Genomic DNA, 11,737 nt, shown 5'->3' with positions numbered 1-11,737 from the left:
AATTTATGGTCATAATTGTTAATGGATCTAATTGTTCCAATATTAATCCTCCTTTTAACTTGCTGTTATAAAACAAAAACTGTGCTTGTTATTTAAATGTTACTTAATTGCGATTGAAAAATAAGTAAATATATTAGATTAGATTTAATTTATTAAGCTAAAGGTTAARTATAACTAAGTCAGGAGGAATGAAGCGATTTCGCATGAGGGAAAACGTTTCCATTAATACTGTTTTGATCACGTTTTTAATGAATTTAATAGACGTATAATCAGTTCCGACTGGTCAGGATGAACAAGTTTTGCTCGACCGCTCCCTACTATTATTAAAACAATCAATATTATTGCAAGGATAACTCCATGAAAAAGTTAACTTTATTAGCTACTTTATGCGCAGGAATGGCATTTGGTACTTCAGCGGTAGCAGATACAAAGCTTGGTTTTACTGTATACAAGTACGACGATAACTTTATGGCGGTTGTTCGCCAGGCAATTGAAAAAGAAGCGTCTTCAGATGACAGCGTGAAGTTGTTAATGAACGATTCGCAAAATAGCCAATCAATGCAAAATGACCAAATTGATATTCTGCTAGCTCGTGGCGTTAAAGCACTTGCAATCAACCTCGTGGATCCAGCAGCAGCACCTGTTGTTATCAAAAAAGCGAAAATGGATAACGTGCCGGTTGTTTTCTACAACAAAGAACCATCAGCAGCAGCAATGGCGAGCTACGATAAAGCGTATTACGTTGGTACCGATTCAAAAGAGTCTGGCATCATTCAAGGTGAGTTAGTGGGTAAGCAGTGGGCTGCAAATCCTAAATGGGATCTTAATGGCGATGGAAAAATCCAGTACGCTCTTCTTAAAGGCGAACCTGGACACCCAGATGCTGAAGCTCGTTCATCATATGTAATCTCTACACTAAACGACAAAGGTGTTGGTACTGAGCAGCTTCATCTTGATACGGCAATGTGGGATACCGCAATGGCGAAAGATAAGATGGATGCATGGGTTTCTGGTCCAAATGGCAATAAAATCGAAGTCGTTATCGCCAACAACGATGGCATGGCTATGGGTGCTGTTGAGTCGCTAAAAGCGGCAGGTAAAACAGATATCCCAGTCTTCGGTGTTGATGCGCTAAGTGAAGCGATTGCAATGGTACGTTCTGGCCAAATGGCAGGTACAGTACTGAATGATGCAACAAACCAAGCGAAAGCAACGTTTGAACTAACGCGTAACTTAGCAAACGGTAAGTCTGCAACTGAAGGGACTGATTGGAAACTGGTAAATAAAGTCGTTCGTGTTCCATATGTTGGTGTTGATAAAAGCACACTTAAGTAAGTAAATGCTGATTGAGACAGGGCAGGTACTCTGTTCTGTCTCCAACCTTTGGTTAATTCGAATATGACAAATACTATGAATAATGAATTTTTGTTAGAAATGACAGGGATTAGTAAAGAGTTTCCAGGTGTGAAAGCGCTGGATAAAGTTAACCTCAAAGTAAGACCTCACTCAATCCATGCTCTCATGGGTGAGAATGGGGCCGGTAAGTCCACACTGCTTAAGTGTCTGTTTGGCATCTACGAAAAAAATGAAGGTGAGATTGTTTTTCTTGGCAACAAGGTCAACTTTGAATCTTCTAAGCAAGCACTTGAAGCGGGTGTGTCAATGGTACACCAAGAGCTTAACCAGGTGCTGCAATGTACGGTAATGGACAACATTTGGCTTGGCAGATACCCAAAGAAAGGGTTGTTTGTTGATCATGAAAAAATGTACACCGAAACCCAAAAAGTGTTTGAAGAGTTAGATATCAACATTGATCCTAAAGTCAAAGTTGCTACGTTATCTGTCTCTGAAATGCAGATGTTAGAGATTGCCAAAGCGTTCTCATACAATGCAAAAATCGTCATCATGGATGAGCCTACGTCATCGTTGAGCGAAAAAGAAGTGAGCCACCTTTTCAAAATAATCAAAAAATTGAAAGAGAAAGGGTGCGGTATTGTTTATATCTCTCACAAAATGGAAGAGATCTTCTCCATTTGTGATGAGATCACCATTCTTCGAGATGGAGTATGGATTGAAACGCGACCATTAGAAGGTCTGGATATGGACCAGATCATCGGTAAGATGGTTGGTCGTGAACTGACGCAACGTTTCCCTGAAAAAACCAACGTACCTAAAGAGACCATTTTAGAGGTCAGCAATCTAACATCACTTAATCAACCCTCTATTCAAGATGTCAGCTTTGATCTGCATAAAGGTGAGATCTTAGGCATTGCCGGTTTGGTGGGCGCGAAACGTACAGACATCGTGGAATCACTATTTGGTATTAGAGAGCGCAGCGGGGGTGAGATTAAACTCCACGGCAAAAACGTTGCGAATAAAGATGCTCATGAAGCGATTAATAACGGCTTTGCACTGGTTACCGAAGAGCGTCGTTCTACCGGCATCTACAGTAACCTAGACATTACGTTTAACTCGTTAGTGGCCAATGTTGAAGAGTATAAAACCAAAAGTGGTTTGCTCAGTGATAAGAAGATGAAGAGCGACACTCAGTGGGTAATTGACTCCATGAGTGTGAAAACGCCCTCACATCAAACCAATATCGGCTCACTGTCTGGTGGTAATCAGCAGAAGATCATTATTGGTCGTTGGTTATTGACTCGCCCAGAAATTTTGATGCTAGATGAACCGACACGAGGCATCGATGTTGGGGCAAAATTCGAAATTTATCAGCTGATATTAGACCTTGCCAATAAAAACAAAGGCATTGTGATTATCTCGTCGGAGATGCCAGAGTTACTCGGCATAACCGATCGTATTTTGGTGATGAGTAATGGCCGTGTTGCGGGCATTGTTGAAACTAAAAATACCTCTCAAAATGAAATTCTCGCATTAGCATCACGCTATTTATAAGGACACCACCATGGAAACATTAAAAAGACTCAGCATGATGCGTTACCTCAAAGAAGGGGGGATTTACGCGGTACTGTTTATTCTATTAGCCATTATTGTGATTCAAGAGCCCTCGTTCTTGAGCATGAGAAACTTCAGTAACATCCTGACTCAATCATCGGTTCGAATCATCATCGCGCTGGGTGTCGCCGGATTGATTGTTACCCAAGGTACCGATCTATCAGCGGGTCGCCAAGTCGGTTTAGCTGCAGTACTCTCTGCGACCTTGTTGCAAGCCGCTGATAACGTGAACAAAGTGTTCCCTGAGTTGGGTGAAATCCCAATTATCGGTGTGATTGTTATTGTTTGTGCTGCTGGTGCCATCATAGGTTTGGTCAACGGTATCATTGTGGCATACATGAAGGTAACCCCCTTTATTGCCACCTTGGGTACGATGATCATTGTATACGGCATTAACTCACTCTACTTTGATACCGTAGGCGCATCACCTATCGCAGGTTTTGATGAGCGTTTCTCTGAATTTGCACAAGGGTTCATTCGCCTTGGTGACTTTAGATTGTCGTATCTGACCTTCTACGCGGCGATTGCAATCGTGTTTGTTTGGGTGTTGTGGAATAAAACGGTATTCGGCAAAAACATCTTTGCCATTGGTGGTAACCCTGAAGCGGCAAAAGTCTCTGGGGTAAACGTTCCAGTCACCTTGCTTAAAATTTACGCGTTATCAGGTGTGTTCTATGCGTTCGGCGGTATGTTAGAAGCGGGACGAATTGGTAGTGCAACCAACAATTTGGGTTTCATGTATGAGCTTGATGCGATTGCAGCCTGTGTGGTAGGTGGGGTCTCATTTGCCGGTGGTGTTGGACGTGTATCTGGCGTGGTAACGGGTGTACTTATCTTCACCGTGATTAACTACGGTATGACCTACATTGGTGTCAGCCCGTACTGGCAGTACATCATCAAAGGTAGCATTATCATCTTTGCGGTTGCACTGGACTCAATGAAATATGCAAACAAAAAGTAATCGTGATTAAGACACACAACGAAGGCAAAGAGGTTAACTCTTTGCCTTTTTTTTTACGGTATGACTTGTTGTTAAAAACGAAAGACTTGAAGCGATAAACTGAAGTGATCAAAGGAGAGAATATGTCTTTTAAAGGGAAAATATTTGCACTGTTTGGTTTGATTGTGGTGCTAGCCATATTTACCTCCTATTTGAGTGCCAATTACTACATCAGCAGCTATATCTATGAGAGCAGCGTTAACAATACGGAAAACCAGCTGAAATTGGTGCGTGATAAGCTGTCAGACGACATGACCAATATTGAAGTGTTGGCCAAAAACATTGATACCGGATCAGCGGGTCTGGACGAGTTAGAAAAAGAGTCAGGCTTCTTTAGAATCAATAAAGTGATTCAAGGCATGGTGTTTACCGATCATGGTACGGAGACCGATCCGGCGATCACAGGACCATTACTAAAAAGTTTAGAGGATGCGCAAGGTAAGCTGACGATCAGTGACATTATGCTTGAAGAAGAACGCGCCATCCTTTCTGTTATTATTCCTGGGGAAAATGGACGCGGAAACCTATTTTTCTACGATCTAAGTAGCACTAAAGCGCTGTTGAAATCATCCACAGCCGAAGGCACCTATCTTGAGCTGAAAGATGCAGCAGGGACGATGCTGTTCAGCAATAAAGTAGAAGGGGATCTGATTCAAGTCGATCATAGTGTCAACGTGGGTGACAAGCAGTGGTTACTTACCGGTTATATTGATAAAGCCTTCATTCAAAGTAAAACCAACAGCATTAATCAATCCATGACCATAGCTCTGATTGGTTCAGGATTAATACTGATGATGATCAGTATTGTGTTGGTCAGAATCGCTTATCGTCCGATTGAAAACCTACGAGCAGTTGTCAGTGATTTAGCGGCTGGTGAAGGAGATTTAACTCGCCGTTTAGAAGTAAAAAGCCGCGACGACTTAGGTCAAATTGCCGAGGGGATTAATCAGTTTACCCAAAGCTTACAAGATTTGATGCTGGCAGTAGCGAACTCTTCCAAACAGTTGGGCGATGGGGTTGACCATATCAAACAGAATGCCAGCCTAAACCATGAATTAATGCTCAATCATGTTCAAGAGTCCGAACAAGCAATGACCGCAGTGACTGAAATGAGTGCCACAGCTGACTCCGTTGCCCAAAGTGCACTGTCAGCGGCGCAGTTGACGCAAGATTCAAGTGACCAAGCAGAGAGTTGTAAGTTGCTCGTTCAACAATCTGTTGCGACCATCAATGATCTGGTGGAAGATGTAGACAGCATGTCAGACTCTATCACGACCCTTAACGATGACATCAGCGAAATTGCCAATGTATTAAGTGTGATTGGCGGTATTGCCGAACAAACCAATCTACTGGCACTGAATGCGGCGATTGAAGCTGCTCGTGCTGGAGAGCAAGGTCGAGGTTTTGCCGTCGTGGCCGACGAAGTGAGAACTCTGGCAGATCAAACCCAAAAGAGTACGAAAGAGATCAACAACATGCTGCTTAAACTGCAGCATGGTACCACCAATGTGGAAGACGCGATGCACAAAACCAAAGAGGGATGTAACAAATCAACGCAAGCCGCGGAAAAAAACACCACCACATTAGATACCATGATCGGCTCGATTGTTGAGATCAACGCCATTAATGCACAGATTGCCACCGCCGCCGAAGAGCAGAGTGTCACCACCAATGAGATTGCACGAAACATGACGAGTATTCAGTCCGTTGTGGTTGAGTTGGAACAAAATGGGGTACAAACTCAAGACCGAGTCATTCATATCGAGCGTTGTAAATCGGATTTAGGTTCGGTGGTCAGCCACTTTAAATTGAGCTAACTGGAAAAGGTGTTAGGTTTTTACAGTGAAGAGCTCGTGAAAGCCGTTGAATAGTCAATGTGAATTGTTATAGTAACTTTTATTATTTAAATGTATGAGTAACTTATGTCAGTCGAAATTTGGTTAGCGTTTGTCGTGGCCAGTTCTGTGTTAACCATTATTCCAGGACCTTGCGTTCTTCTTGTGGTTAGTCAGGCATTGACTAAAGGGATGTCTGCGGCAGTGAAATGTATCATGGGTGACATTCTTGGAGGTGTCGCTTTGATGCTGCTTTCACTGATGGGCGTCGGGGTGATCTTGGCCGCGTCGGCAACCCTGTTTAGTATCTTCAAATGGTTAGGTGTTATTTATATGGCCTATTTGGGCTATTGTCAGATTGTCGAAGCTAAAAACAGCAAAACTGAACAGAGTGAGCAACGCCTAACATCATCATCAATGGGCAGTTTCAAAGCAGGTTTTTTTGCCTCGCTTCTGAATCCTAAAGCCATCATCTTTTACATGGCATTCTTACCGCAGTTTATGAACCCAGAAAACAGTGCGTTTTTACAATTTTCGATACTGATCGTGACATCTTCTGCTGTAGTCGGAGTGATTCTATTTGGCTATGCTCTTGTTGCAGCCCGTGCTCGAAAAGCCTTTCAAAGTGCACGTTCACAAAGATACTTTGGCTACTCTGGTGGTAGCTTTTTACTTGGCAGTAGCCTCTTTATGGCCAGTACGACGAGATAGAGTTAACGATGAAAAAAAGAATAACAGCCTGCAGTCTTCCATTAGGCAGCATCATTGAAACCAAACAGCACAACGCCTACTTTTCCGATTCATATCGATTCAGCTCTCCTTTTCCTGAGAGAACGGCGCTTGAGGTGTGGCTTGCACATATGGCGACCATACCGAATTGGGTGAAGCGATTAATGACATTGCGAAATCAGCTCGTCTCAAAGTTAGGTTTAAAAAACTTGGGGCAAATTGATGATTTAGAGAGTGGCAAGGCGGCCAAAGCGTATCAAGCCGGTGATAAAGTGGGCATCTTCACGCTGCTCTCTGTGAGCGATGGTGAGATCATTCTTTGCGATTCTGATAAACATCTGGATGTGCAAATATCAGTCTATAAAGAGAAGCAACAAAACGATGTGGTGACCATCTCTACAGTGGTGCATGTTCACAACCTACTAGGTAGGGTATACATGTTGTTTGTTACCCCAGCCCATAAGATGATTGTGCCTGCGACGATACGCCGAGCGGAGTTCCAATGAATTAATCATCAAGACTGGTTTCTTTATGTAGATCAATATTGACGCCACTAATGTCTCGTAAAATATTAAATCATAAATCGCATTATTGTATTTTTTATTAAGCCAGGAGGGCGAAATGAAATATTTAACGTTTATGATTTCTTTTCTAGTTTCAACCATATTATCGGCGGCTCCGTCATACACCCCCGAACAAGAGAAGCAGGTGGCGTTCTGTAGTGGCTTGCTGACTGGCTACCACGCTGACAGCGGTGGGAGCATGATGAAATATTTGATTGAAATAGCCAGACCAACCGATAGATATCATTACATCCTAGTTAGAGAATTTGACAGAGGAGTCGGCTTTGTAAATGGTTGGCATAGGGGCTGTAAGAGTCAGAAAAATTGTGATGAAACCTCGTTATCAGATGGAGCCACAAACGCTTGGAAACACTTTAAATGCGGCGATTATGGGCTAGATAATACTTTTAAAACCCCAACAACCACTGAAATCACAGCGCCTAAAGAGAAGAAGCAGTCAGCTAAAATTGGCACACAAACAGACGATGAACCCTGTACCTGTGTGTTTAACAAAAACAGAATGTGGAATCCGGAAAAAGTACTGTGGAAAGAACAGTACTGGAAGTGCTCAATCTATAAAGATGATGGCACCTGTTCAGAAGTATCCATCATTACTGAAGAGTCAGAATAGGTTGTAGATTAACGAATTCGTATGAAATGATTTTGCACTATGGTGTCGAGAAATGTCACACTGCTCTCCAGTGAAAAATTGAGCGGTGTGGCAAGGTTGCCAAACAGTGGAGAGCCGCCACCCAGCAAAATCGGCATGGTGGTAATGGTCATCTCATCAATCAAGTCCTCTTTTAAAAAGCTCTGAATGGTCACGCCACCATCAATGTAGAGCTCTTGGAATCCTTTCGCGTTAATCTCTTTAAGTACATGACTTAGTTCACCGTGAACCAAGAATACTTTGTCTTCATAACCTGCGGGCACACGGGTTAAGGTGTTGCTTAATACAAACATTGGCACGTTGTATGGCCAATCAATATCAAACCCCAACACGGTTTCGAATGAATTTCGTCCCATCACCATGGCGTCGATGCTGTTAGAGAAATCGTTATACCCCATATCCAAACCATCAGGGTTCGGTACCGCGTGCAGCCAATCAAGCCCCCCGTTTTTGTCGGCAATGTATCCATCTAGGCTGGTGGCAATAAAGACACGGTTAGACATGGTTCTCTCCAATAGAAATAAAAGCGTTGAACCAAATATTACAGCGCAAACAACGAAAAAGCACTGTGTATTTATACAGAAAAAGAAGGTGCATACTTTCTGCAAATTAAAGCCTACTTTCTACAAATGAAATTTATAACCTTGCGGTAAGTCACTAATTTTTAAAGGTATGCGTGTTACTCTGTTATATTGCCAACCTTATATTATCCCTCATGTTTGATATAATCGATATAGAAATCTGATAGTGTGTCTAAATTATGCAATYAATTATGAATAAAGAAATTAAGCAGATATTTAAGCTAGATGAAAAGAGGTTTGGTGGTTTTGTTAATGTTTTAGTACCTAAATTCGATCTCATTGGTAAAAAGTCTTCGTCCAAATATATATTTAAGAATCAAGACGGGACGAGTGTTACCGTAAAATCAATGAGAGATGTTTTAAATGGTCATAATACTATTTTGAACCCTGTGGTACGAATAGAAGTCGAGTATTTTAATATTGGTGATAAACTTTCTCATTWTGCAAAAGTTACTTTTGATAAACGAAGTAATCGAATAGAAGTATGTGTAGACTCGGTCGATTCTGAGTTCACGAAAGAAGTGTTCAGTGGTTTAGAAAAGCAAGCTATAAGAGTAAAACATGCAGATACAATTTATAATATTAGAAAGCTCATTAAGTTTGCTGGTTTGTCATTACCCGTGTTCATAGCATGTTATTTATCAATAGAGTCGTTTGGTGGAGTCGGTGTGCTTTCAGCCTATTTATCAAAAGATTTCATACTGTCTCATGCACAAGGTACTAAATTTTACATGTTTAGTGGCTCATTGTTATTCATTCTATATTCAATAATCAGTTTATTGAAAACATCTGTAGGATCATTGTTCCTATGGGGGGATCAAATAGAGGAACTTGAAAAAATACATATCAAAAGAAGTCTGTGGACTAACGTTTGCCTTGGTTCGTTAGGTGCAGGTTTTGTAGTTAGCACTCTTTCTTATTTGTTAACAACAATATAACAAAAAAAGAATAGGGTGGTGCTGAACAAGCCCGAAGCCCTTCTCTATATAGTAAATTGTAAAGTTTGCGTTGCTGGGGTTTTTATTTACATCCAGAAGTTAGCCTATTTTCACCATAATTATCGTCATCCCTCCTGATTCTTTAGTTCGCGCCATTATCCTTATTCTATTCGCCTTGTTGCACGATGCTTTACAGTGGGTGGCGTTGCTAAAGGCGTGAAAAAAAGCGCCATCAATAACAGTTGAATGCGAAGCCGTAAGGCTTTGGCATTTCCACGTAAAAAACCATAATCTCGAACCCGTTGTAGCCCTTTGGGCAAAACATGCTGCAAGATGAGCCACAAAAACTTTAGGGTTGGCAGAGTGCGTGTTTTAGTGGCTTGAGTTTGGCCTTCTTTATAACGGAAGGTCACGCTGCTACTGCTGATATCTACAATCTCCTTATCTGACAGAACTCCCCGATATAAATAGCGTGATAAATATTGCAAAGCAGGCAATCCATATCCTACTTTTCGGCAATCGACGACCCACTTCTTTGGTACAGAAACGGGCAATGAAAGTTTCTCATGTAGTTGAATAGTCTCCAGCATTCTGGCTCGCCAGACGTTGGCCAATGCGAACGCATTGAACAGATAGTCACTGCTCCCTTTTAACCACACTCCCTTACCTGAGTCATAACCGCCTCCTGCGACGATAACGTGCAGGTGTGGATGTAAATCGCGCCGCCGACTGTGAGTATGCAGCACAATGGTAAATCCCAATTCGCCTTTTGTGTTTCGAGCAGCGAAGCTTTTGAGCACAGAAGCCGCAACAGAAAACATCGATTGATAGAGTGCTTTGGCGTTTGAGCGCGCCAACGCTCGAAGCTCATAGGGCAGGGTAAAAGTCACCATAAAATAGGGCACAGGTAGCAGTTTTTGTTGCTGTCTTTCAAGCCAATCGGAAGTGGTGCGTTGTTGGCATTGAGGGCAGTGCCGATGGCCACAAGAGAGTGGTTGGCTGTCATCATGATGACAGTATTGGCAGTGCCATTTTGAGCGGCCTTGTTGTTCTGTTTTACAGTTAAGCATGGCACGAATTGCGCGGCGACTCTCTTGCGAGAGTTGATGACGATACGCTTGCTCAAACTCTCGGTGTTGCTGGCGAAGTAACTCAATAAAGGTGCTCATTGCAAACTCCAATCTAGAATTAATCGGTCAGCCAACTGATTAATGGCAATGGCCGCATCACGCTGCTTTATTTGCGTTAATTGGGTGTAACGCGCAGTCGTATTGAGGCTTGCATGACCGAGTAAAGCTTGAAGAGAGCGTAAATCGAGCCCTTTTTCGAGCAGATGAGTGGCAAAGCAGTGGCGCAAGGAGTGTGGGCTGATGAGTTTATTAATATGGCAATCTCGCAGTACCTGTTTGATGGCTTTTTGTATTCCTCCTTTATCCATCGGAGCGTTTTTTCCATTGCCAAGTCCTGGAAAAATTAACCGAGCATGATGGTGTGTTTGCCAGTGCTGGCGAAGTGCAATCAGTGTACGGTTTGGTAAGGGTACAAGGCGGTCTTTACCGCCTTTGGCGTTGCGGATATGTGCTTGCATGGTTGCACTGTCAATATCATGAACGGTGAGATTCAACCCTTCACTGAGGCGTAATCCCATGCTGTACAGCGTGAGAAAAAACACCTGATAACGTTGCTTCTTAGTGTGGCTAATGAGGGTGCTAATCTGAGTTGGGGTTAAGATATCAGGCAGGCGTTTAACTTGTGGTGGTTTGACGATGTTAAGCCACTCCCACTGCTTGTCGAGGGTATGTTTATAGAAGAATTGCAGGCCATTACGGTCAAGTTTAATGGTGCTCCATGAATGGGTATTGATGAGTTGTCGAAAGTAGTCTTTGAGCTGTTGGTGAGTGATGTTATCGGGCGGGCAATCGAGATATTGAGTCACTCGCCTCACGGCTCGTGAGTAGGCATCGATGGTGGCAGGACGTTTTCCTTGAAGCTTGAGGTTATCGAGGTGATGTTGGTAGAGTAATTCGTATCGTTTTTGTTGTTGGATATCCATAACAGTTCTCCACTTAATCTGTTGAAGTAACAGACAGTTAGAGTAGTATGGTTTTCATTCTGCCGCGCAGCGGCTTCGTTCAACAAGGTAATTAAACGGAACTAAAACAGTGGGTTTCGCTTCACTTCACATTATAACCCACCATTTTAATCCGCTTATTGCGGCGTTATGTTTATCAGCAAAATCAACAACCTGTGATACATGTGGCAGAAGATAATTTATTTCGTTTTACCCCTACAAATTAGGGACTTTTGTGCTAACAATAGAGCCTTAAATTTCGAGTATAGGAGTCCGAAAATGAGTGAATGGAACTTTGAAAACAGTGAGTTTTGGTATCAAATGGATCCCGAGCAAATTAAGTTTGACGGTGAGTTCAATGGTATTAGATGTGTATTTTC

General features: G+C 42.4%; 11 protein-coding genes. 8 read left to right on the top strand and 3 right to left on the bottom strand.

Features of this window, described 5'->3' with window-relative positions; all coding sequences use genetic code 11:
• The first annotated feature begins 357 nt into the window (after positions 1-357).
• The 7 genes from mglB to L4C32_RS18955 all read left to right on the top strand — a co-directional run bounded on the left by mglB (position 358) and on the right by L4C32_RS18955 (position 7,728).
• A complete protein-coding gene (mglB, locus tag L4C32_RS18985) occupies positions 358-1,335 on the top strand; it encodes a galactose/glucose ABC transporter substrate-binding protein MglB (RefSeq protein WP_428198464.1) in 978 nt (325 codons plus the stop codon).
• Positions 1,336-1,410: 75 nt separating this feature from the next.
• Positions 1,411-2,910: a galactose/methyl galactoside ABC transporter ATP-binding protein MglA gene (mglA, locus tag L4C32_RS18980; protein ID WP_428198463.1), complete on the top strand. Its 1,500-nt coding sequence runs from the start codon at positions 1,411-1,413 to the stop codon at positions 2,908-2,910.
• Positions 2,911-2,920: 10 nt separating this feature from the next.
• Complete coding sequence (gene mglC / locus L4C32_RS18975) at positions 2,921-3,931, top strand: galactose/methyl galactoside ABC transporter permease MglC (RefSeq protein ID WP_428198462.1); 1,011 nt, start codon at positions 2,921-2,923, stop codon at positions 3,929-3,931.
• 122 nt (positions 3,932-4,053) lie between these two features.
• Positions 4,054-5,787, top strand: a complete 1,734-nt coding sequence (locus L4C32_RS18970) for a methyl-accepting chemotaxis protein (protein WP_428198461.1) — start codon at positions 4,054-4,056, stop codon at positions 5,785-5,787.
• 105 nt (positions 5,788-5,892) lie between these two features.
• A complete protein-coding gene (locus L4C32_RS18965) occupies positions 5,893-6,516 on the top strand; it encodes a LysE family translocator (protein WP_428198460.1) in 624 nt (207 codons plus the stop codon).
• A gap of 8 nt (positions 6,517-6,524) precedes the next feature.
• The gene (locus L4C32_RS18960; protein WP_428198459.1) at positions 6,525-7,040 is read left to right on the top strand and encodes a DUF2867 domain-containing protein; all 516 of its coding nucleotides are present in this window, start codon (positions 6,525-6,527) and stop codon (positions 7,038-7,040) included.
• Between the two features lie 115 nt (positions 7,041-7,155).
• Positions 7,156-7,728 carry a hypothetical protein gene (locus L4C32_RS18955; RefSeq protein ID WP_428198458.1) on the top strand — a complete coding sequence of 191 codons (573 nt, stop codon included), beginning with the start codon at positions 7,156-7,158 and terminating at the stop codon, positions 7,726-7,728.
• Between the two features lie 8 nt (positions 7,729-7,736).
• Here L4C32_RS18955 and L4C32_RS18950 read toward each other — a convergent pair whose 3' ends face one another.
• Positions 7,737-8,270 (bottom strand): dihydrofolate reductase family protein, encoded by a 534-nt coding sequence (locus L4C32_RS18950; RefSeq protein WP_428198457.1) that lies wholly within the window; start codon positions 8,268-8,270, stop codon positions 7,737-7,739.
• A gap of 269 nt (positions 8,271-8,539) precedes the next feature.
• Here L4C32_RS18950 and L4C32_RS18945 point away from each other — a divergent pair, with 269 nt between their 5' ends.
• Positions 8,540-9,286: a hypothetical protein gene (locus L4C32_RS18945; protein ID WP_428198456.1), complete on the top strand. Its 747-nt coding sequence runs from the start codon at positions 8,540-8,542 to the stop codon at positions 9,284-9,286.
• Between the two features lie 161 nt (positions 9,287-9,447).
• On the opposite strand, the gene L4C32_RS18940 is transcribed toward L4C32_RS18945, so the two are convergent.
• Both L4C32_RS18940 and L4C32_RS18935 read right to left on the bottom strand, forming a co-directional pair.
• Positions 9,448-10,455, bottom strand: coding sequence for an IS91 family transposase (locus tag L4C32_RS18940; protein WP_428198455.1), 1,008 nt, complete (start codon positions 10,453-10,455; stop codon positions 9,448-9,450).
• Positions 10,452-11,339 carry a tyrosine-type recombinase/integrase gene (locus L4C32_RS18935; protein WP_428198454.1) on the bottom strand — a complete coding sequence of 296 codons (888 nt, stop codon included), beginning with the start codon at positions 11,337-11,339 and terminating at the stop codon, positions 10,452-10,454. The genes L4C32_RS18940 and L4C32_RS18935 overlap by 4 nt, the downstream gene beginning before the upstream one ends.
• Positions 11,340-11,737: the final 398 nt, after the last annotated feature.

Origin of the sequence: Aliivibrio kagoshimensis (assembly GCF_050337105.1) — a bacterium.
GTDB lineage: Bacteria > Pseudomonadota > Gammaproteobacteria > Enterobacterales > Vibrionaceae > Aliivibrio_A > Aliivibrio_A kagoshimensis.
The sequence above is the reverse complement of the archived record's forward strand: the minus strand, read 5'-3'. Positions and strand labels throughout refer to the sequence as shown.